Genomic DNA, 21,333 nt, shown 5'->3' with positions numbered 1-21,333 from the left:
TTCACCGGGCAGCTACCCCAGCCCGCCGGAGAGCCGAGTATGCAGAGTCTCGGTGTACGCATTCATTCCGGTGATCTCCACGGTCGTGCCCAGCGCCTCGTACTTCGTCACGATCGCATCGAGGGCTGCCACAGTCGATGCATCCCAGACATGCGATTCCGTCATATCGATGACGATCCGATCGGGATCATGCGTGTATCGGAACTGAGTGGTGAGGTCATTCGAGGAGGCGAAGAAGAGCTCGCCGCGGACCACATAGCGGGCGACCGCCTCGGCGGAGGTCGTCTCGATCGTGCGTTCGACGGTGACGAAGTGGGCGACCCTCCGGACGAAGAGCACACTGGCCACGAACACTCCGACGACGACGCCGATGGCGAGGTTGCCGGTGGCGACGACGACGGCGACGGTGGCGATCATGACGAAGGTCTCGGACTTCGGCAGCATCTTAAGCGTCGAGGGACGGATGGAATGCCAGTCGAAGGTGTCGACGCAGACCATCATCATGATGGCAGCGAGGGCGACCATCGGGATCATGCCGACGATGTCGCCGAGCACGACGACGAGGAGGAGCAGGAACGCTCCGGCCATGAACGTCGAGATCCGAGTCCTCGCCCCCGAGGCGCGGACGTTGATCATCGTCTGCCCGATCATCGCGCAGCCGCCCATCCCGCCGAAGAGACCGGAGATCATGTTCGCAGCACCCTGACCCCACGACTCACGGGTCTTGTTCGAGTGGGTGTCGGTGATCTCGTCGACGAGCTTCGCCGTCATGAGTGACTCCATCAGCCCGACCAGTGCCATGGCCAGCGAGTAGGGTGCGATCGTCGTGAAGGTCTGCCAGGTCAGAGGCACGTGCGGGATGAAGAGTTCGGGCAGGCTGCGCGGCAGTTCGCCCTGGTCGCTGACGGTGGGGACATCGATGGCGAACACGACGACGATGCCGGTGATGATGACGATCGTGATCAGCGGTGCCGGCACGATCTTCGTCAGCTTCGGCATGAACACGAGCACGACGATGGCGATGGCCAGCAGCGGGTAGACCATCCACGGCACTCCGATGACGTGCGGGACCTGTGCTGCGAAGACGAGGATCGACAGGGCGTTGACGAACCCGACCATGACGCTGCGGGGGATGAACCGGATGAGCTTCGCGACTCCGGCCACAGCCAGCAGGATCTGGAACACACCGGCGAGCATGACGGTGGCGATGAACATGTCCATCCCGTGCTCGCGGGCGACGGGGGCGATGACGAGGGCGACGGCTCCTGTCGCCGCGGAGATCATGGCCGGGCGTCCGCCGAGGAACGCGATCGACGTGGCCATGATGAACGCGGAGAACAGCCCGACCTTCGGATCGACTCCGGCGATGATCGAGAACGCGATCGCCTCGGGGATGAGGGCGAGCCCCACGACGAGTCCGGCGAGGACCTCACGGGTGAGCAGCCTCGGTGAGGTCAGCGCGGTGAGGACGGTCGGTTCGGGGCGGTAGCGGCGGTTATCATCGGCGGTTTCGGCGGGAATGGGAGTCGTCACGACCGGAACATTACCTGATCGCCGAGGCAGCCCGACCCGACCATGGCCGGCTGCGTTCCCCGCCGGTCATTGCAGGCTGACTCCGGATCCGTGGAGGCGGACCTGCAGCCCCGAGTCGGTGGCGGTGAGGTCGGTGAGCTCGAGTCCGGCGGGCAGGAAGTCGAGATCGATGACGATATCGGAGATCTCCGAGGTGAGGAACGCCGGCAGGCGATCGAGGGAGAACTCCGCCGAACCCAGCTTGATCGTCGTCGCGTCGACGACGGCCCTCCTGCCGTCGGCCTTCGGGTCGATGCCCACAAGCAGATCCTGGTCGAGCATCGACCCCTTGAGGAAGAGTTCGCCGTCGACGGTGGTGAACGACATGCCCTCGGGCAGGTTCGCATGTTCGGCGGCGAGCTCGTCGAGGGTCGAGTGGGGGAGGACCGCAGTGCCGTCGACGGTGCCGATCGGCTTCGACCCGCCGGTGGGAACGTCATAGAGCTTCGCATCGACATCGGTGAAGTCGACGCCCTCATAGGTGGCCTCATCGGCCGTGACATGCACCGAGTTCAGTTCTCTGGAAGCCAGCTGCGTGAGGATGGGGAAGCCTTCGACAGAGACCTCGGCGTCACCGTAGTCGGCAAGCCCGTCGGCGATGCGCTGCTCCGTGGCGTAGTCGACGATGCGGTCGGCCGCGACACTGCCGATGATGAGTGTGAGGACGATGACGACCGCGGAGACGATGAACGTCGTCCGCCGGCTGCGACGTCGAGGCCGGTCATCCGGCCGCGGGTACTGAAGGGTCTGCGCCGTGGTCATGGGCTCCATTGTTCCGCACCCGCCGGTCCATTCGCATTCGCCGGTCCGAGTGCGCTCGCCGGCTCGGCAGAGTCGAAGGTCCCTGCTGCGCTCAACTGCTGAGAATGATGACGTCGAGGGTGCGCGGTCCGTGCACTCCTTCGACCCGGCTGAGCTCGATATCGCTCGTGGCCGAGGGCCCGGAGATGAACGTCAGAGGTGCGCGCGCGTCGAGCCGGGCGATTCCCTCGGGGACGATGTCGACGATGTCGTCCGTCCGGACGATGCACACATGATGGTCGGGCACGAGCGTGATTGCCCTCCGCCCGCACTCGTCCGATCCGTCGAGGACGATGGTGCCCGTCTGTGCGATCGCCACCGCCGAGGCGGTCACCACCGCCCCCTGAGCGTCGAGTTCGTCGACGCTGAGCTCCTCACCCGGAGCATCGACTCGCACCTCACCGGCGTAACCCGCCAGCCAAGACGAGTCGAGACCGTGGGGGACGACGACCGAGGAATGGCCGCCGATGAGTTCGGCGATCGTCGCGCTCGGGTCGCCGTCGGCGCGGTGGACGTTGGCTTTGTAATCGACGAGACGGTCGATGAGCAGCTCGACAAGGTCCTCACCCGAGTGCGTGCCTTCATGGTGGTATCCGGCGTCGGCGGCCGTGGCGGCAGTGTTCGCCGAGGCGGCCCCACCGGAGTTCGAACGCGCCGTGCCGCCGGTGACCGGTGCCGCTGTCCGCGGAGACGACGACACGTATTCCCCGCCGCCACGGCGACCGAGGGCCTCACTGATGCGGGCGAGGATCTCCTCGCGGGCAGTATCGGTCATCGCTGTCCCTCCTCGTCGCGGTTGTCTGCTTCCTCTTCGGCCCACAGCTGTCGGAAGCTCTTCTCCGGCAGGGCCGGGATGTCCCGGCTCGAGGTCCAGGCGCCGGCGATTCCCGGCAGCGCGTTGATCTGCTCACCGCCGGTGACCTTGTGTGCGAGAGGCAGTCCCTTCTCCGCCGCGGCCATCCGCTTCCCGTCGCCCATCATCCACGACGCGCCGGTGAGGGCGGTGTCGAGCTGGGAGGACACAGGGGAGTGGTTGGCTTTGACATCTTCGCCCCGCAGATGGACGAGGATCTCCGGGATGTTGATCTTCACGGGGCACACGTCGTAGCAGGCGCCGCACAGACTCGACGCGTACGGCAGCGAACCGTTGCCCTGCTCTTCGACTCCCGTGAGCAGCGGGGACAGGATCGCTCCGATCGGTCCCGGATAGGTCGAGCCGTAGGCGTGTCCGCCGGTACGTTCGTAGACAGGGCAGACGTTCATGCATGCCGAGCAGCGGATGCAGTTGAGCGCCGTGCGTCCGTGCTCATCGGCCAGAGCCCTGGTGCGTCCGTTGTCGAGGAGAACGAGATGGACGTTCTGCGGACCGTCTCCCTCGGACTTCCCCGTCCAGAACGAGGTGTACGGGTTCATCCGCTCACCGGTCGACGAGCGTGGCAGCAGCTGCAGGAAAACCTCGAGATCGGCGAACCTCGGCAGCAGCTTCTCGATGCCCATGACGGTGATGAGCGTCTCCGGCAGGGTCAGGCACATGCGCCCGTTGCCCTCGGACTCGACCACTCCGAGGGTGCCGGTCTCAGCGATGCCGAAGTTCGCTCCGGAGATCGCGACCTTCGTGGTGAGGAATTTGTGCCGCAGGTGTCGGCGAGCCGCCTCGGCGAGGACGGCCGGTTCGTTCGTCAGCTCCCCGGCGTCGGGCATTTTGTCCATGAAGATCTCACGGATCTCATCCCGGTTGCGGTGGATGGCGGGAACGAGGATGTGGCTGGGTTTGTCCTCGCCGAGCTGAACGATGAGCTCGGCCAGATCCGTCTCGAACGCATCGATGCCCTCATGCTCGAGGTGCTCGTTGAGCCCGATCTCCTGGGTGGCCATCGACTTGACCTTGATGACCTCGCGACGTCCGGTCTCGAGCACCGGCGCATTGTCCTCGATAAGTTCGGTGACGATGGCATTAGCCTCATCGGCGTCGCGGGCCCAGTGGATGATCCCGCCGGCGGCGGTGAATGCCTCTTCGAACTGTGCGAGGTATTCGGGCAGGTTCGCCATCACTTCGTTCTTCGTGGCCTCACCGGCGTCGCGCAGGGCTTCCCAGTCGACGAGCTCGGAGACGACCTCGGCGCGCTTGGACCGGATCGTCGAGGTGGCGTGGCCGATGTTGTTGCGCAGCTGCTGATTGCTCAGATGTTCGTGCGAGACCTCGGGAAAGGCTTCGGCTTCGATGATGTTGCCCTGCCCGCCGGGCAGATCGCTGCGTCGCTTCGACGGCAGCAACGGCATTCCCAGAAACGTCATCGCAGGCTCCCTCCGCTCACTTCTGCTCCTTCGCTCGGCACCCGCAGCGGGTCCTCCTTCGTCGAGGCGAGGATCCGGGCCAGATGGACCGCTGCCTGACCGACGCGGAACCCGGACTGGGTGCGGCTCGGCTCGGCCGGAGAGGTGCCCCGATGGCCCGGGGTGAGGTGGTCGTCATCGTCGGCACCGACGACCGTCGTCAGCGTCTCGGTCGTGTGCCCCTGCTCATCGGTCGAGCTCGTCTCCTTGACGTGCACGGCGGTGACGTCCGGGGCGCCGTCGAAGCTGCCGGTGCGTTCGAACCGCGACATTCCGCCGCCGATGTGCAGCAGACAGGAGGCATCGCCGCCGGTGCAGACATCGGCTTCGGTCGCCTGGATCGTGCGCACCTTGTCGGCGAGCATCGCCGAGGACACCTCCGGGTTCTTCACGGAGAAGGTGCCGCCGAACCCGCAGCAGGAATCGGCCAGAGGCAGTTCGACGAAGTCGATGCCCTCGACGGACCGGACGAGGGAGGACTGCCGATCGCCGAGACGCAGCAGTCGCATTCCGTGGCACGACGGGTGATACGTCACGCGGTGCGGGAAATAGGATCCGAGATCGGCCGCGGCATCCGTGACGCCTTGGACGTCGGTGAGGAACTGGGTGAGCTCGTAGGTGCGTTCAGCCACCTCGGCGGCCTCGGAAGCCAGGGCATCATTGCCCACCCGGGTGGCGACCATCGGCTGCTGGTGGCCGAGCGAGGCCACGCAGGAGGCGGACGGGGCGACGGCGACATCCCATTCGGTGCTCGTGAATGCGCGGACGTGATTGGCGATGACCGGTTCGGCCTGCGCGAACTTGCCGGAGTTGATGTGCATCTGCCCGCAGCACGACTGGCCTTCGGGGAAGATCACCTCATGGCCGAGTCGGCGCAGAATACTCACGGTTGCCTGCGCAACCTCGGGATACATCGCATCGACGATGCAGGTGGCGAACAGTGCGATCCTCATCTGACCTCCAAGCCGGACGCTGTGCTGATGCGGTTGGCGGGATCGGCTTCCGACCGGGACGATGCCGTGGTCGCAAACGGTCCGTGTCACTCCATGCTCAGACCGTAGCACCGGGTCCTGACCCGGCAAATGTGCGCGACCGGACGGGCGCGCCGGTACGAGGATCGACGCGGAAGTCCGGCCGCCTCGGGGGAGGGGCAGGCGATTTAGGTCCTATGAGACTGCGCTAATCTCCAGCGCCGACCAGAGCGGCGACGATGCATGCGCAGACCCATTTACCTGGGACGGGACCGCCCATAGGATGACGATATGGAATCCCAGCGCACACAGAACATCAGAACGGTCTCGGCCCGCATCAACTCCTTCCACTCGTCGATCTACTTCTCAGAGACGGTCGGCGCCGAGTACGCCAAGTACGGACTCGAACCCGGTGTCGAAGGCAATATGGCCGCCCGTTCGGCCCCGCTGGGACGGGTGAATCCCGGAGTCGTATCCGCCGCGTACTACAACTACTCCCCGAATTTCGTCGCCGGAATGCTCCCGCGCCTGTGGGAGACGGTGAGCCCGGAGCAGATGGTCCAGGCCCGCTTCGACGCAGTGAGCGCGTACATGGGCGAACTCTTCGGTGACCGTGACGACATCGCCCTGCTCACCGAGGCGGCCACCCAGATGACTCAGACGCTGGCACCCGTGCTCGCCGCCATGGACTTCTCCGGTCGCACCCTTGCCGCGGCCACCGCCGACGTCATCGGCGGCCATGAGGCGGCCACCGCATTCGAGAAGATGTGGGACGTGGCGACCGTGGCCCGCGAATTCCGCGGCGACGGCCATGTCGCCTCCCTCGTCACCGCCGGTGTGCCCGGGATCGACGCCCTCATGCTCGACGTCGCGACCGGTGCCGGATTCCGCCCGCGAGCGGCACAGAAGACCCGTGGGTACACGGATGAGGAATGGCAGACCGCGCAGGCCAGGCTCGCCGAGGCGGGGCTGATCACCGTGGACAAGGACGACCGCGGGCGCGACCTCCCCGCCATCACCGAGGCGGGACGTGACCTGAAGGAACAGGTCGAAGCCCTGACCGACGGCACCGTTGCAACCGCGTGGTCTGTCCTCGACGATCAGACGATCGAATCGCTGCTCTCGCCGAGCCGGGACCTGCTGCGCGTCATCGCGAAGTCAGGTGCCTTCCCGTCGAACATCTTCGCCCGCCCCGAGAAGAAGGCCGGCTGAAGCGCTCAGCTTTCGTCGAAGGTGCTCTCCTCGGTGAGGTTCGAGTAGTTCTCGGCCACCTCTGCGGCGATCGACTTCGCCTCGTCGGAGCTCGGTCCCTCGGCGGAGAACACGGCCTTCCGGTAGTACTGGAGCTCGATGATCGAGTCGATGATGTCGCCGAGTGCGCGGTGCCCGCCGTGCTTGGCCGGCGCTTGGAAGTAGGCGCGGGGGAACCACTGCTTGGACAGTTCCTTGATCGAGGAGACGTCGATGATCCGGTAGTGCAGGTGCTCGACGAGTTCGGGCATCTGCTTGGTGAGGAACACCTTGTCGGTGCCGACAGAGTTCCCGCCCAACGGTGCCTTGCCGGCCTCGGGGACATGCTTCTTCACGTATTCGAGGACCCGGGACTGCGCCTCGGCGACGGTGGTGCCCGCGTCGAGTTCGGTGATCAGGCCCGAGGTGGTGTGCATGTTCGTGACGAATTCATTCATGTTCGCCCGTGCATCCGCCGAGGGTTTGATGACGATGTCGATTCCGTCGTCGAGGGGGTTGAGCTCGAAGTCGGTGACGATCGCAGCCACCTCGATGAGTTCGTCCCGCACCTCGTCGAGGCCGGTCATTTCGCAGTCGATCCACACAATTCTGTTGTTGCTCACCCGCCCAGCTTAGGGCAGACAGCGGGGAACGGGACATTCCGGGGTGCGATCGGCGCCGTTGCGCGGCTTGGGCGTGTGAACGTCGACACACACTGAGCGTGCGCACAAAGTCGATGTCCGGTATGTGACTTAAACTTGAAGTGTCCCCGAACCAGGGGTGCCATTTTGCTCGGCTGAGGGAAGGTTCGCTCGTGCGTTACACATTCGCTGTGATTCTCATGGTGGTGGGTGTCGTCGTCGGTGGCCTCGGCATCCTGCAGAAGACCCTGTGGGCGCCGGAGGATACGATCACTGCCACCGCACAGATCGATGCCGACAAACCGGCAGTCATCGTCGACCCCGGAATGCTCAACCTCTACGAAACGCCTGCGACCCTGGAGGTCAAGGGCAGCGGCGACCTCACGATCGCCCAAGCCCCGATCGAGAACGTCGAAGCCTGGGCGGGACAGTCAGCCTATGACCGCGTCACCGGGATCGCCGAAGGCGGCAAGCTCACGACCAAGGCGACCGACGGTGAGGGCAAGGTTCCCAACCCCGCTGGGGCCGATCTGTGGCAGTCGGAGGTCACCGGCACCGATTCGGTGGAACTGGAGTGGAACGACGATGCAAACCGCACCGGATTCCTCGTCGCCGGTGACGGCGAAGCCGGAGCCGTCAAATCCGTGACCCTCACCTGGCCCAACCACGCCGAGACCCCCTGGGCGCTCCCGCTGATGATCATCGGCGGCGTCCTCTTCGTCATCGGCGTCGTCCTCCTCTTCCTCGGTGCGAACAATTCGAAGAAGGAAGCGAACCGCCGCAAGGCGCGCCAGGAGCGCCGCCGCAAACTCGCCGAATACGGCACCGCCTTCGCCGTCGTCCCAGTGCTCGCACTCAGTGCCTGCGGGCCCGAAGAGCTGCCGAAGCCCGAGCCCTCCGAGGCTCCGAGCTCCGCAGCCGCGGGTGTCACCGATGACCAGGCCAAGCGGATCCTCGACTCCGTGGCCGCCGACGTCAAGGCCGCGGACAAGAATACCGACAAGAAGGCGCTGGCCGAACGTGCCGCCGGTCCCGCGCTCAAGCAGCGTGAAGACCTGTACAAGGTGAAAGACGACGTCGAAGACCAGAAGATGGCGCCGGAGGTGGCCAGCGAAGAGATCGTCGCCAACTACACCTCGGCCACCGATGCCTGGCCGCGCGTGACTAGCCTGATCACCTCCGCCGGAGGGAATTCGCAGCTGCTCGTGCTGACCCAGGAGGATCCGCGCAGCAACTACAAACTGTGGTCGCAGACCCGGCTGACGGCCGGCACGAAGCTGCCCGAACTGCCCGACTCGCGTCAGGGCGCGAAGATGCTCGAACCCGGATCCAAGGACTTCGTCACCACTCCGCAGAAGGCCGTCGCCGACTACGCGAAGGCCCTCGGCAGCGGAGCGGACTCGAAGGAGGCGAAGAAGTTCGAGTCCGATGACTTCTCGAAGTCCATCTGGAAGAACCAGAAGGACCAGAAGGCCAGCGCAGAAGAAGGCAAGGCCGAAGTCGACTACAAGTACACTCCGGGCAAGGAACTCGTCGCCCAGGGCACCGCCGGGGACGCCGCCATCGTCACCGGAGTCATCGACGCCGAATCGACGATCAGCCCCGAATCGAAGGAAGGCCGCACCGGCACCCTGTCGCTGTCGTCGCCGCAGAAGGAACTCGTCGGCTCCGCGACGACCAAGGAGCCGGTGACGACGAAGACCACCCAGGTGCTCACCTTCCTCGTCCCCAAGGACGGTAAGGTCAAGCTCATCGGCGGTCTCGAGACTCTCGCCGGAGCCGAAGCAGGCTGAGGCGGAAGGGTCGGCACCGTGGTGTTCCTTCCCCGACGGCTGAGGAAATAGCCGTGGGCGCACCGGTGTTGATACGTTCTGTTGGGTAAACATGGACCAGGTGCGTCACGGTTTGCGCCGAGCCCACCGACCGCGTCACAAAGGAGACCACGTGTCAATGGATCCCTCGCAGGAGAGCACGCAGCCCAATCAGGGACTCGACCTGTCGGCGGTGCGCAGCAAGAACATGCCCGCCGAGCAGGGCGGTCAGACCGCCGGTCCGGGGGCCGGTGCTGCCGGTGGCCAGGCCGGTGGGGACCCGAATGCGGTCGCCGTTCCGGGGCTGGTCTTCGACGTCGATGAATCGACGTTCACGAGCCTAGTGGCGATCTCCGACCGCGTGCCCGTCGTCATCGACCTGTGGGCCGAATGGTGCGAACCGTGCAAGCAGCTCTCGCCGATCCTCGAACGCGTCGTCACCTCGTACGGGGGACGTCTGGTCCTGGCCAAGGTCGACGTCGATGCGAACCCGCGTCTGCAGCAGGCCTTCGGAGTCCAGTCGATCCCCACTGTCGTCGCCCTCATCAAGGGTCAGCCCGTGCCGCTGTTCCAGAGTGCTCTGCCCGAACCGCAGGTCCAGGCGTACTTCGACGAACTGCTCAAGCTCGCCGGTGAGAACGGTGTGACTGGGCATGCGGCCGTCGGGGGAGCCGAACCCGAACCGGCCGGCCCCGCCCACCCGGAGGCCGAAGAGGCACTCGCCAAGGGCGACTTCGACACCGCAGAGAACCTGTTCAAGGCCGCGCTGGCGAACTCTCCAGCCGACGAAGAGGCGAAGTTCGGTCTCGCCCGGGCAGGTTTGGGCCGCCGCCTCATCGACCAGGAACCGGCCGATCTCATCGCGGCCGCCGATGCGGACCCCAAGAACGTCGAGGCCGCTAAGGCCGCGGCCGACGCCGAAGTCGTCAGCGGCAATGCCGGCAGCGCTTTCAACCGACTCATCTCTCTCATCCGCACCACCACCGGTGATGAGAAGGAATCCCTGCGCCTGCGGGTCCTCGATCTGTTCGAGGTCCTCGGCGCTGACGACCCAGCCGTGACCAAGGCACGGACCGCACTCATGAGGGCACTGTTCTGATCCAGCGAATCCGACTCATCACCGCCATCCTCTTCGGCGTAGCAGCACTCACGCTCGCCGGACTGGTCATCTCTGCGCTCTCGGTCGTCGGCACCGACGAGATCACCGAGACGCCTGCCTTCAAGGTCAAGGACGGGGCCTACGCCGTCGTCCTCGACGAGGCGATCGTGCCCTATTCGGGTTCGAGCGTGACCGTGACGGCGAAGAACTCGAAGGGCACGGAGCTGTTCGTCGGCACCGCCAGCGGAGTTGACGCCGACAGCTACCTCGACGGGGTGGCGCAGGAGCAGATCAGTGATGTGTCGTTCCCGAATTCCGCGACCCACCGGTTCACTCCCGGTGATGAGAAGCCGGAGGCCGATATCGCCGATCGCGACTGGTGGATCAGCCAGGACACGGGAAAGACGGTCGCGAAGACCTTCGGTCTCGATGCCGAACCGCAGGTGCTCGTCATCGCTCCTGCGAACTCCGATGACAGTCTCGACGGAACGACGGTGAGTCTCCAGATGCGCGTCAAGGGCGTGTTCGCACTCAGCCTGCTCGGCATTGCCGGCACGATCATCCTCGCCGGATTCTCGGTGTTCTTCTTCATGCGCTGGTGGGCCTCGCGCATCCGCCCGCCGAAGAAGGACGCCGGACGCCCGAACGGCAGCGGACCCGAGGGCGGCGGACCGGACAGCAGCGACAGCGGACCCGGAGGCGGCAGCGGCTCCGGCCGAGGCGGCCGGGGACTGGCAGATGACCACACAGCCACGGGCGAGCCGGGACCGGCGACCCAGCCGATCTCGACAGTGCAGCCGGACACGGCCGGCCAAGCGCCGCCTCGGCGACGGGACCTGCGGAACCGGCGGTCCTTCCGCGCGGTGACGGCCTCCGTCTTGGGCACCGGACTCGTGCTCAGCGGCTGTGCGAACATGCCGATCGCCAAACCCAGCAGCCCGGACACCACCCCGTACGAACGCACGGCGGTGCGCCCCGGTGAGGCCGGCAAGTTCATGACGAACTACACGGAATCGCTGGACAAGACCCTCGGCGACAAGGGCTCCGACCTCGACAAAATCCAGGCGGCACCGCTCATCGACCACACCCGCGCGCAGATCCAGATCGCGGACAAGGCGAAGCAGAAGCTGCGCGCACCGAACTTCACCGAGGTCGTTGCCGGCAGCCCGAACTTCACCGAATATCCGATGTGGTTCTACGCTTTCGGAACCGCGGACAAGAATTCCACGGATGGGGACAAGCAACTGACCCAGGTGATGCTGGTGACCCGGGAATCGGCGTCGACCGATCCGCTCGTGCGTTCGGCGTCCTATATCCCCACCGACCAGATGCCCACCCTCATGGCCGATGACAGCGGCGCCGTGGAGAAGGGACCCGAGGAATTCTCCGAGGATCTGACGACCGCGTCCGGTGACGTCTCATCGTTCCTCGTCGACGGCAAGGCGAAGTCCGGGGGCCCCGAAGGACTCAAGGAAGGCGGATTCAAGGGATTCCGCGACTACCTGGGTGACCTGCGGGACAAGGACTCCGGCTTCGACAAGGTCGACGTCGACTGCAAGCCCTATGAGGACCTCAAGTTCGAGGACATGACCTTGAGCACCGAGAACGGTGCGATCGGAATGGGCGAGGTGCGGTGCACCCTGACGATCAAGGCACCGTCGGACTACGCCCTCGACCTCGGCGACACCGTCGAAGCCGTGAAGACGAACGACAAAGAGGGCGACACCATCAAGGTCGACACCGCGCACCCCTATGTGCTGATGAAGACCGGTGACGAACTCACTGCCGTCGCCACCGACTGGAACGTGCTGTCCTCCAAGGTGGAGTGAGGCGGGGCTGCTGTTCGCTCGTCGTGTCAGCACCCGCGGGTTCGAAGTTCATACGCGCTGATCACGATCACCGCATATGAGCTTTGAACCCGCTCATGCGCCGCTCAGTCGCGGTTTGCGCGGCGGCCGACGCGCAGCAGCCACCACAGGCCGATGAGCGGCAGGAGCAGTGGAATATAGCCGTATCCGCTGCCGAAGTTCGACCACACCGACGGCTTCGCGAAGTCCTCGGGGTGGGTGTGGCTGAGGATGCCGACGACGATGACGCCGACGAACTCGATCGCGCAGGCGGCGACGGCGATCCGGTGCGAGACGCGGTTGCCGATGACCAGGCAGACCGTGGCGAGGATGTAGATCACCGCAGCCAGCGCGGACAGCGAGTACGCGATCGGCGCGACATCGAATTCGCGGATGAGCTGGTAGCCGGCTCGGGCCGTGGCCGAGAGCGCGAAGACCCCGTACACCGCCGTGAGCGCCCGTCCGGGTCCGGTATGCATCGCCGAGAACGGCGACCGTCCCGTCTTTCCCCTCGCCGAGGCGGCCGTGGAGTCCGCGCTGCCTGCTGAGTTCGCATCGTCGGCGGAGTCTCCGCCGAACCGATTGCGCCTGGTCACTGCCAAATCTGGTCCAATCTCTCGATCATCACGATCACCGTCAGTCCTGCCGCGGCCAGCACACCCGGCCCCCAACGGCTCAGTTCCGCGAACGCCCAGAACCCGGCCAGCGCCATGACCATGATCGCCGTGATGATGTAGCCGAAGTAGAGCAGCGGGTCGACATCATGTGTGGAGCCGAAGGTCGCAATCGAGATGATCAGCTGCACGATGAGCAGCAGCAGAAGCAGTGCGGCACCGCCGAGCAGAGCCTTGCCGGCCGGGCGATTGCGGATGGTCTCGATGATCGACCACAGGGTCAGGATGCCGGTGGCGGCATAGAGGACGATGGTGAAAACGGTGAACACCCGACCCAGTTTAGTCGGCCATACCAGCGGACAACTCGTCCGGATGTGCGGCTGCGCAGGTGAGATGCCGCACGGATCCTGGCCGTAGCCCGACTCACGCCCTAAAATTGCAGGGTGCCCATCTATCTCGATCACGCAGCCACCTCGCCGATGCCCGCCGAGGTGCTTGAGGTGTACACGAAGGAGCTGGCCCGCCGGGCCAACCCCTCGGCCCTGCACGCGGTCGGACAGGCGGCACGGATGCGCATCGAAGAAGCACGCGAAGGAATCGCCCGCGCGGTCGGTGCGGCCACCTCGTCGGAGGTGATCTTCACATCCGGAGGCACCGAAGCGGACAATTTCGCTCTCAAGGGCCTCTACCTCGCCCGCAACAGCGGAACGTTCACGGAGCCTGCCCGCCCGCGGGTGCTGACGACGACGATCGAACATCCTGCGATCCTCGAGACCGTGGAGTGGCTGGAGAGCCTCGGCGCCGAAGCCGTCTACCTCGACGTCGACTCGGCAGGACGTCTCGATCTGGACGCGGCGACCGCCGAACTGCGTCGCGACCCCGAACGCACCGCGCTCATCAGCGTGATGGCCGCGAACAACGAGATCGGCACTCTGCAGCCGATCGCCGAGATCGGTGAGGTCGCCGCCGAACTCGGCGTTCCCTTCCACATCGACGCCGTGCAGGCGCTCGGACAGATCCCGCTCGACTTCGCCGCACTCAAGGCGACGGCGATGACGATCACCGCGCACAAGATCGGCGGCCCCGTCGGAATCGGCGCACTCCTGCTCGACCGCGCAGCGAGCCCGACGCCGATCCTCCACGGCGGGGGACAGGAACGCAGCGTGCGCTCGGGCACCCTCGACGTCGCCGGTGCCGTGGCCTTCGCCGCCGCCGTCGACCTCGTCACAGACGACCTCGCGGCCCGGTCGGCACGACTGTCGGGACTGCGGGACCGCCTCATCGCGGGAATCGAATCGAGCATCGACGGGGCACGGCTCTCCGGTCCGCGCGGAGCGGACCGCCTGCCGGCCAACGCCCACTTCACGTTCCCGGGCTGCGAGGGGGACTCGCTGCTGTTCGGTCTCGATGCCAGGGGATTGGCCACCTCGACGGGATCGGCCTGTTCTGCCGGTGTCTCCCGTCCCTCCCATGTGCTCTTGGCATGCGGGATGGATGAGGACACCGCCCGCACCACTCAACGCTTCACGCTCGGTCACGATACGACCGAAGCCGATGTCGATGCCCTGCTCGCGGCCCTTCCCGAGGTCGTCGACCAGGCACGCCGAGCCGGGATGGTTTCGGCAACACCCCGATGGATGCAAGGAGCATCATGAGAGTACTCGTCGCCATGTCCGGCGGAGTCGATTCCTCCGTCGCAGCCGCCCGTGCCGTCGACGCCGGACACGAAGTCGTCGGCGTTCACCTCGCCCTGTCCCGCATGCCCGGGACCCTGCGCACCGGATCGCGCGGCTGCTGCACGATCGAAGACTCCCGCGACGCCCACCGGGTGGCGGGAATGCTCGACATCCCCTTCTACGTCTGGGACTTCTCCGAGCGGTTCAAGGAAGACATCGTCGATGACTTCATCGCCGAATACGCCGCAGGACGCACCCCGAACCCGTGCATGCGCTGTAATGAGCGCATCAAGTTCGCCGCCCTCCTCGACCGGGCCCTGGCGCTCGGCTTCGACGCCATCGCCACCGGCCACTATGCCGAGGTGCTCCGTGACGATGAGGGCCGCCCCGAACTCCACCGCGGTGAGGACCTGGCCAAGGACCAGTCCTACGTCCTCGGCGTGCTCACCTCCGACCAGCTCGAGCACTGCTATTTCCCGATCGGTGCGACGGCGTCGAAGGCCGAAGTGCGCGCCGAGGCGGCCGAGCGCGGTTTCTCCGTGGCGAACAAGCCCGACTCCTACGACATCTGCTTCATCCCCGACGGAGACACGAAGGCCTGGCTGGCCGACAAGATCCCGATGCGTCCGGGACTCATCAAGGACTCCGAAGGCGAAGTGCTCGGCGAGCACGACGGAGCGATGACCTATACGATCGGCCAGCGCAAGGGTCTGGGCATCGAGAAGCCCGCTGCCGACGGCAAGCCGCGATTCGTCACCGGCCTCGACCCGGCGACGAACACCGTCACCGTCGGATCACGCGCCGATCTCGCGGTCTCGCATCTGACCGGCATCCGCACCTCCTGGGCCGGTGCAGCTCCGTCGGACATGGGGGACACCCCGGAGACCGGCATCGACTGCGAAGTGCAGATCCGCGCCCACGCCGATCCGGTGCCGGCCCGTGCCTGGCTCGGCGAATTCGTCGCCGAGGCGCCCGAGCACGAGGCGAATCCGATCATCGACGAGGTTGAGGTGCCCGCCGCACGCCCGGCCGGGCAGCTCATGCACGTCGACGTCGATGAGGAGCTCTCCGGAGTGGCCCCGGGCCAGACCATGGTGATCTACCGCGGCACCCGCGTCCTCGGTCAGGCCACCATCGACTCCACGGCCAAGGACCGCACCACCCCGGCCCCCGAATTCGCAGGCGCCTGAGCCGCTTCACCTCACTTAAACGACGGCTTCGGGGCCGATGTCGGCCACTGGCGATACTCTGGGGGCATGAAGGAAAGTCCCCAAGATGTCGTCACGGCACCTTATGGAACGTGGTCCTCACCTCTGGGCGCCGCCGAGGTGGCCGCCGGTGCCGCTCCGATCTTCGACGCCGCCTTCCGGGGAGACGAGATCTTCTATTCGACGAAGATCCCCGCTGAGAAAGCTCGCACCGGGCTCGTCCGCACGTCACTGTCGCGTCCGGGAGAGCGTGAGCAGGTCATTCCGACCGGCTTCAACATCCGCTCCGCCGTCCACGAATACGGGGGAGCCTCGTGGGCTCTCGACCAGAACAGCGAGGTCATCTACTTCGTCAACGCCGCAGATCAGCGCGTCTGGCAGATCATTCCCGGGCGAGCCCCACATGCCCTGACCCCGGACACCTCGGGGCGGATCCGCTACGGAGATCTGCACATGAGCCCGTGGGGACTGCTGTGCGTGCGCGAGGACTGCCGGTCCACCCGTCGTGAACGCGCCATCGTGCTGCTGACCAAGCACGGAACGACGAATGTGCTCTCGACCCATTCTCATTTCATGGCCTGGCCCAGGCTCTCACCCGACGGCAGCACCTTGGCATTCATCGGCTGGGAACACCCGAACATGCCCTGGGACGGAACCACCCTGTGGCTGGTCGATGTGCGCACCCCGGCCACCCCTGCGGTCGGAGTGCTCAGCGGCGACGGCGTCGAACGACCACGCAGATCCGATCCGGGACTGCCGAGCCCGACCGATCCGGGCATCTCCCTGCTCCAGCCGGAATTCACCTCGGATTCCTCTCTCCACGTCATCTCCGACCATCACGGTCACTGGTCGTTATACGGTCTCGACATCGACCCCGTCACCGCGCGACCCCTGGTCACCGACGACCGGCAGGCACCGGCGCCCGAAAAGATCGGATTCGACCGCCTGCGACCGGTCATCGACACCGGCGAGGAGATCGGCGGCGCCCTCTGGCAGCTGGGCACAAGGTGGCACCTCAATGACGGAGAAGAGGTGTGGGCCCACTCGCAGGCGGCCACCGCATCCCTCGTGCGCCGCCGGCTCAGCCCTTCCGACACGACCTGGGAGACCATCGATACGACCGGGGAGACCTTCGGCACGATCGAACTCCTCGACCTCGGGCGCACCCACCTGCTGTTGACGGCGAAGTCGACGAGGCGCCCCGGAGTCCTCTACGCAGTCGACCGGGTGACCGGCCTGTTCACCGAGATCGCCAGCGAACGCCTCGACACCCACCAGGGCTATTACTCCCGCCCGCAGGTCGGCGAGCTCGGGGGAGTGCCCGTCGTCATCCACCCGCCCCACAACCCGCGCTTCGCCGCTCCCGTCGACGAACTCCCGCCCTTCGTGGTCTCGATCCACGGCGGACCGACGGGACAGGCGACTCCGGAGATGACGGCCCGCACGAGCTTCTTCACCTCCCAGGGCATCGGCGTCCTCGAGGTCAACTACGGCGGGTCGACCGGATTCGGTCGCGCCTGGCGTGACCGGCTGCGCGGCGGGTGGGGAGTCGTCGACGTCGAGGACACCGTCGCCGCCGTCAACGTCAACGGACTCATCGCAGCCGAACTCGCCGATCCGAATCGCATCGCCATCTCCGGAGCCTCCTCGGGCGGGTGGACGGTGCTGTCCGCCCTGGCCTCGACGAACGTGTTCGCGTGCGGCACCTCGTATTTCGGGGTCACCGACCTCATGCGCTTCGTCGTCGACACCCACGACTTCGAGTCCCACTACATCGACGGTCTCGTCGGACCCTGGCCCGCCGCCCAGGACGAATACATCACCCGGTCGCCGATCCGTCGGACCAGCGATATCAAGGTGCCCGTGGCCGTCATGCAAGGCGACCGCGACCCGATTGTGCCACCCTCACAGGCCCAGGAATTCGTCGATACACTCGAACTGGCCGGAGTGGAGTACATTTACCGTCTGTACAAGGGCGAATCCCACGGCTTCGTCCGCGCCGAGACCATCATCGATTCCCTGGAAAGCGAGTTCGGATTCTATGTCGACGTCTTCGGAATCCCCCGCGCCCACCAGCATGGCTGACCGAGTTCTGCCCGCCGCCACGACCACGGGAATCTGGCTGCCCGGAGTCCGCGATCCGCGCCGCGGCTATATCGCGACAAGTCCGGTCCGGGAGGCTGCGGCCTCTGGCTTCGATCTCCTCGCCGACCAGCTTCCGCCGGTGCCCCTGACCGCGCATCAGTCCGAGGGCCGATGGGGTGCCGACGCCATCGGTCGCGCCGTCGGTCTGCTCACCGAACTCCACGTCGACCGCACCTCCTACGGATGGCGGCTGACCGCCTCGGCGGGCAAAGACGAACGACTCGAGGACTCGGCCCTCATCGAAGCCTTCGACGCGATCGCCGAATACGGGGCGTCCCGTCCCGGGCAGGTCCAGATCAGCCTGCCGGGACCGTGGACGCTCGTGACCGCGCTGAGCCTGAGCTCCGGCGCCCGCGTGCTCGGCGATTATGGGGCCCGCCGCGACGTCGTCCAGGCCTACGCCTTCGGCATCGCCGCCCTCACCGACCGCATCGCGGGCCTGGGCATGCAGCCGACCGTCCGCCTCGTCGAATCCCGCCTGAACCCGGTCCTCACCGGCACCTGGCCGACCGTGTCCGGGTGGGCGAGCCTGCCCGCCATCAGCGAAACCCAGGTGTGGGCGGCGCTCGAATCCACGCTGCGCCACCTCCCGCCCACCGTGCTGGCCCTGCCGGATCTCGATTCTCTGCACCTGCAGGGCAAAGAGATTCCCGCCGCCGAGGCGGTCCGCCGCACCGGCGCCCGATCCGTGTCAGTGCCGTTGGCTAGCCTGAAACCACACAGCTGGGAACAGCTGGCGATCCTCGCCGAGGCGGGGCTCGGCACCTGGATCCACCTGCCAGCGGCGGCCGGTGGGCGATCGGACGCGGTCAACCAGTGGTGCGAGCGGATCCGCACCCCGTGGTCGCGCATCGGCATGGGGGTCGCGAGCCTGCGCGAATTCGGGATCATCGCCGGCCCCGAACTGCCGATGACCTACCCGCCGCTGCTGGAGGACCAGCAGGGGATCGGACCCGAGCACAATCGGGGAACCATGACCATCGCCGCCGGTCTGCGGCGGGCTCTTGAGGAGATCGAATGACCACGACACCGGACAATGCCGACTCATCGACGCCCGAGCACCAGACCTCGGATTCGACCACACCCGACCTGCAGGGAGTCGACCTCACCGACGCGACCGCTCGCGCTCAGGCCCATGCCCAGCTGACCGAGAGGATCGAGGAGCTGCGGGCCGCCTACTATCAGGACTCCCTGCTCGTCTCCGACGCGGAGTACGACGAACTCGTCCACCGCCTCGAAGACCTCGAGGCGCAGTTCCCCGAACTCGTCACCGATTCCTCACCGACGCAGACCGTCGGCGGAGTCGTCGACACCTCGACCTTCGACCCGGTAGAACACATCGGTCCGATGTACAGCCTCGACAACGTCTTCGACTATGACGAACTGCGAGCCTGGTACGAACGGGTACGGTCGGCCACCTCGGTGAAGTCGAAGTTCCTGTGCGAACTCAAGATCGACGGCCTCGCCGTCAATCTGCTCTACCGGAACGGCGAACTCGTGCGGGCGGCGACCCGCGGCGACGGACGCATCGGTGAGGACATCACCGCGAACGTGCGGACCATCTCTGATATCCCGCACCGCCTCGACACCGAGCACCCGCCGGCCGAGGTCGAGATCCGCGGTGAGGTGTTCTTCCCCGTCGAGGACTTCGCCGAACTCAACGCCTCCCTCGTCGCCGAGGGCAAGGCTCCGTTCGCGAATCCGCGGAACTCCGCGGCCGGTTCGCTGCGGCAGAAGGACCCGGCCGTCACGGCACGTAGGCCCCTGCATATGCTCGTCCACGGAATCGCCGTGTGGACGCCGGCCGATGATTCGCATCCTGAACCGGCCCACCAGTCCGAGGTCTACGAGCAGTTCCGGTCCTGGGGTCTGCCGATCAGCGACTATTTCAAGGTCCTCGACACCGTCGACGAGATCGAGGACTTCATCTCCTACTACGGCGAACACCGTCACGATGTCACCCACGAGATCGACGGAATCGTCATCAAGATCGACGATATCGCCGTGCAGGAAACGTTGGGCTATACCTCTCGCGCACCGAGGTGGGCGACGGCCTTCAAATACCCGCCCGAGGAGGTCACGACGAAGCTCATCGACATCCAGGTGCAGGTGGGTCGGACCGGGCGAGTGACCCCATTCGCCGTGATGGAGCCGGTCACCGTGGCCGGATCGACCGTCGAGCGGGCGACCCTGCACAACGGGTACGAGGTCAAACGCAAGGGTGTGCTCATCGGCGACACCGTCACCTTGCGCAAGGCCGGTGACGTCATCCCCGAGGTGCTCGGCCCGGTTGCGGCGCTGCGGGACGGATCCGAACACGAATTCGTCATGCCCACCCACTGTCCGTCCTGCGGGACCGAGCTCGGTGAGCAGAAGGAGGGCGACAAGGATCTGCGGTGTCCGAATTCTCGGTCGTGCCCGGCGCAGCTGGCCAACCGCATCTTCTACCTCGCCTCTCGCGCGGCCTTCGACATCGAAGCTCTCGGCGAGGAGGCCGCGTTGGCGCTGACGGCGCCGGCCGAACCGGACACGCCCCCGCTGACCTCGGAGGCCTTCCTCTTCGACCTCACCCCGGAGGATCTGGCGGAGGTCAAGATCTGGCGGAACAAGAAGTCCAAGGGAGTGGAGACCGGTGAGCGTGAGCTTGTGCCGTACTTCTACACCCGGGGAACCGCGAAGAAGCCGAGCGCCCCGAGCGCGAACACGAAGAAGCTCTTCGACGAGCTGGAGAAGGCGAAGGATCAGGATCTGTGGCGGGTGCTCGTCGCCTTGTCGATCCGCCATGTCGGGCCGACCGCGGCACGGACCCTGGCCGCGAAGTTCCGCACCCTTGAGGCCATCCGTGAGGCAAGCCTCGAGGAGTTGTCGGCCGTCGAGAGCATCGGTCCGACGATCGCGCAGAGCATCCGCGATTGGTTCGAGATCGATTGGCACGTCGAGATCGTCGAGACCTGGTCGGCCGCAGGGGTGCGGATGGAAGACGACGAGGTCGAAGCCGCCGCGCAGACCCTCGAGGGACTGACGATTGTGGCAACCGGTTCGCTGAGCTCGTTCACCCGCGATGGCATCAAGGAGGCGATCCTCGGTGCCGGCGGCAAGGCAGCGGGATCGGTCTCGAAGAAGACCGACTATGTCGTCGCCGGTGAGAACGCCGGATCGAAGCTGGAGAAGGCGGAGTCGCTGGGCGTGCCCGTCCTCGACGAGGACCAGTTCAGGGTTCTGCTGGAGACCGGCAGCCTCGACTGAGGTGTGCCCGGGCCCCGTGCCCGGTTCCTAGCGGTTCGCTGCCGGAGGGAATACATTCCGGTTCGGGGAGGTTCCATGGTGCGGCTGTGATTCGTTCGTGACCGAACTCGAAGTCGGGGTTCAGACTCAGCCAAGCTC

General features: G+C 66.1%; 17 protein-coding genes. 9 read left to right on the top strand and 8 right to left on the bottom strand.

Features of this window, described 5'->3' with window-relative positions; all coding sequences use genetic code 11:
* Positions 1-12 precede the first annotated feature (12 nt).
* The 5 genes from ACSBQT_RS05455 to ACSBQT_RS05435 form a co-directional block, all read right to left on the bottom strand.
* Positions 13-1,521 (bottom strand): SulP family inorganic anion transporter, encoded by a 1,509-nt coding sequence (locus tag ACSBQT_RS05455; protein ID WP_435001090.1) that lies wholly within the window; start codon positions 1,519-1,521, stop codon positions 13-15.
* Positions 1,522-1,599: 78 nt separating this feature from the next.
* Positions 1,600-2,334, bottom strand: coding sequence for an LmeA family phospholipid-binding protein (locus tag ACSBQT_RS05450; RefSeq protein WP_410711122.1), 735 nt, complete (start codon positions 2,332-2,334; stop codon positions 1,600-1,602).
* A gap of 91 nt (positions 2,335-2,425) precedes the next feature.
* Entirely contained in the window at positions 2,426-3,148 is a 723-nt protein-coding gene (locus tag ACSBQT_RS05445) for a LutC/YkgG family protein (RefSeq protein WP_410711123.1), read from the bottom strand.
* On the bottom strand, positions 3,145-4,668 hold the full coding sequence (locus ACSBQT_RS05440; RefSeq protein WP_410711124.1) for a lactate utilization protein B: 1,524 nt from the start codon (positions 4,666-4,668) through the stop codon (positions 3,145-3,147). The genes ACSBQT_RS05445 and ACSBQT_RS05440 overlap by 4 nt, the downstream gene beginning before the upstream one ends.
* Positions 4,665-5,660: a (Fe-S)-binding protein gene (locus ACSBQT_RS05435; RefSeq protein WP_410711125.1), complete on the bottom strand. Its 996-nt coding sequence runs from the start codon at positions 5,658-5,660 to the stop codon at positions 4,665-4,667. The genes ACSBQT_RS05440 and ACSBQT_RS05435 overlap by 4 nt, the downstream gene beginning before the upstream one ends.
* 309 nt (positions 5,661-5,969) lie before the next feature.
* Here ACSBQT_RS05435 and ACSBQT_RS05430 point away from each other — a divergent pair, with 309 nt between their 5' ends.
* Positions 5,970-6,890, top strand: coding sequence for an SCO6745 family protein (locus ACSBQT_RS05430; protein WP_410711126.1), 921 nt, complete (start codon positions 5,970-5,972; stop codon positions 6,888-6,890).
* A 5-nt stretch (positions 6,891-6,895) separates the two neighbouring features.
* On the opposite strand, the gene orn is transcribed toward ACSBQT_RS05430, so the two are convergent.
* Entirely contained in the window at positions 6,896-7,495 is a 600-nt protein-coding gene (gene orn, locus ACSBQT_RS05425) for an oligoribonuclease (RefSeq protein ID WP_410711350.1), read from the bottom strand.
* Between the two features lie 227 nt (positions 7,496-7,722).
* On the opposite strand from orn, the gene ACSBQT_RS05420 reads away from it, so the two are divergent.
* The 3 genes from ACSBQT_RS05420 to ACSBQT_RS05410 all read left to right on the top strand — a co-directional run bounded on the left by ACSBQT_RS05420 (position 7,723) and on the right by ACSBQT_RS05410 (position 12,288).
* A complete protein-coding gene (locus tag ACSBQT_RS05420; protein ID WP_410711127.1) occupies positions 7,723-9,342 on the top strand; it encodes a hypothetical protein in 1,620 nt (539 codons plus the stop codon).
* 157 nt (positions 9,343-9,499) lie between these two features.
* A complete protein-coding gene (locus ACSBQT_RS05415) occupies positions 9,500-10,459 on the top strand; it encodes a tetratricopeptide repeat protein (RefSeq protein ID WP_410711351.1) in 960 nt (319 codons plus the stop codon).
* 167 nt (positions 10,460-10,626) lie between these two features.
* A complete protein-coding gene (locus ACSBQT_RS05410) occupies positions 10,627-12,288 on the top strand; it encodes a hypothetical protein (protein ID WP_435001059.1) in 1,662 nt (553 codons plus the stop codon).
* A 104-nt stretch (positions 12,289-12,392) separates the two neighbouring features.
* Here the strand turns inward: ACSBQT_RS05410 and ACSBQT_RS05405 are convergent, their stop codons facing one another.
* A complete protein-coding gene (locus ACSBQT_RS05405; protein WP_264801833.1) occupies positions 12,393-12,785 on the bottom strand; it encodes a hypothetical protein in 393 nt (130 codons plus the stop codon).
* 113 nt (positions 12,786-12,898) lie between these two features.
* Positions 12,899-13,249: a hypothetical protein gene (locus ACSBQT_RS05400; RefSeq protein WP_025778593.1), complete on the bottom strand. Its 351-nt coding sequence runs from the start codon at positions 13,247-13,249 to the stop codon at positions 12,899-12,901.
* Between the two features lie 114 nt (positions 13,250-13,363).
* Here ACSBQT_RS05400 and ACSBQT_RS05395 point away from each other — a divergent pair, with 114 nt between their 5' ends.
* The 5 genes from ACSBQT_RS05395 to ligA all read left to right on the top strand — a co-directional run bounded on the left by ACSBQT_RS05395 (position 13,364) and on the right by ligA (position 21,195).
* Positions 13,364-14,575: a cysteine desulfurase family protein gene (locus ACSBQT_RS05395; RefSeq protein WP_410711129.1), complete on the top strand. Its 1,212-nt coding sequence runs from the start codon at positions 13,364-13,366 to the stop codon at positions 14,573-14,575.
* A complete protein-coding gene (mnmA, locus tag ACSBQT_RS05390; RefSeq protein ID WP_410711130.1) occupies positions 14,572-15,786 on the top strand; it encodes a tRNA 2-thiouridine(34) synthase MnmA in 1,215 nt (404 codons plus the stop codon). The genes ACSBQT_RS05395 and mnmA overlap by 4 nt, the downstream gene beginning before the upstream one ends.
* 66 nt (positions 15,787-15,852) lie before the next feature.
* Complete coding sequence (locus tag ACSBQT_RS05385; RefSeq protein ID WP_435001058.1) at positions 15,853-17,889, top strand: prolyl oligopeptidase family serine peptidase; 2,037 nt, start codon at positions 15,853-15,855, stop codon at positions 17,887-17,889.
* Positions 17,882-18,970, top strand: a complete 1,089-nt coding sequence (locus ACSBQT_RS05380) for a hypothetical protein (protein ID WP_410711132.1) — start codon at positions 17,882-17,884, stop codon at positions 18,968-18,970. The genes ACSBQT_RS05385 and ACSBQT_RS05380 overlap by 8 nt, the downstream gene beginning before the upstream one ends.
* Positions 18,967-21,195 carry an NAD-dependent DNA ligase LigA gene (gene ligA, locus ACSBQT_RS05375; protein WP_410711133.1) on the top strand — a complete coding sequence of 743 codons (2,229 nt, stop codon included), beginning with the start codon at positions 18,967-18,969 and terminating at the stop codon, positions 21,193-21,195. The genes ACSBQT_RS05380 and ligA overlap by 4 nt, the downstream gene beginning before the upstream one ends.
* Positions 21,196-21,333: the final 138 nt, after the last annotated feature.

It is taken from the genome of Brevibacterium sp. H602, from assembly GCF_051172395.1.
In the GTDB taxonomy this organism is placed as follows: Bacteria; Actinomycetota; Actinomycetes; order Actinomycetales; family Brevibacteriaceae; genus Brevibacterium.
The sequence above is the reverse complement of the archived record's forward strand: the minus strand, read 5'-3'. Positions and strand labels throughout refer to the sequence as shown.

What these genes read in the sequence shown, in the direction of transcription:
- ACSBQT_RS05450 (WP_410711122.1), bottom strand. Translation starts at nt 2,334, where the DNA reads ATGACCACGGCGCAGACCCTTCAGTACCCGCGGCCGGATGACCGGCCT.
- ACSBQT_RS05445 (WP_410711123.1), bottom strand. Translation starts at nt 3,148, where the DNA reads ATGACCGATACTGCCCGCGAGGAGATCCTCGCCCGCATCAGTGAGGCC.
- ACSBQT_RS05440 (WP_410711124.1), bottom strand. Translation starts at nt 4,668, where the DNA reads ATGACGTTTCTGGGAATGCCGTTGCTGCCGTCGAAGCGACGCAGCGAT.
- ACSBQT_RS05435 (WP_410711125.1), bottom strand. Translation starts at nt 5,660, where the DNA reads ATGAGGATCGCACTGTTCGCCACCTGCATCGTCGATGCGATGTATCCC.
- ACSBQT_RS05430 (WP_410711126.1), top strand. Translation starts at nt 5,970, where the DNA reads ATGGAATCCCAGCGCACACAGAACATCAGAACGGTCTCGGCCCGCATC.
- orn (WP_410711350.1), bottom strand. Translation starts at nt 7,495, where the DNA reads ATGACCGGCCTCGACGAGGTGCGGGACGAACTCATCGAGGTGGCTGCG.
- ACSBQT_RS05415 (WP_410711351.1), top strand. Translation starts at nt 9,500, where the DNA reads ATGGATCCCTCGCAGGAGAGCACGCAGCCCAATCAGGGACTCGACCTG.
- ACSBQT_RS05405 (WP_264801833.1), bottom strand. Translation starts at nt 12,785, where the DNA reads ATGCATACCGGACCCGGACGGGCGCTCACGGCGGTGTACGGGGTCTTC.
- mnmA (WP_410711130.1), top strand. Translation starts at nt 14,572, where the DNA reads ATGAGAGTACTCGTCGCCATGTCCGGCGGAGTCGATTCCTCCGTCGCA.
- ACSBQT_RS05385 (WP_435001058.1), top strand. Translation starts at nt 15,853, where the DNA reads ATGAAGGAAAGTCCCCAAGATGTCGTCACGGCACCTTATGGAACGTGG.
- ACSBQT_RS05380 (WP_410711132.1), top strand. Translation starts at nt 17,882, where the DNA reads ATGGCTGACCGAGTTCTGCCCGCCGCCACGACCACGGGAATCTGGCTG.
- ligA (WP_410711133.1), top strand. Translation starts at nt 18,967, where the DNA reads ATGACCACGACACCGGACAATGCCGACTCATCGACGCCCGAGCACCAG.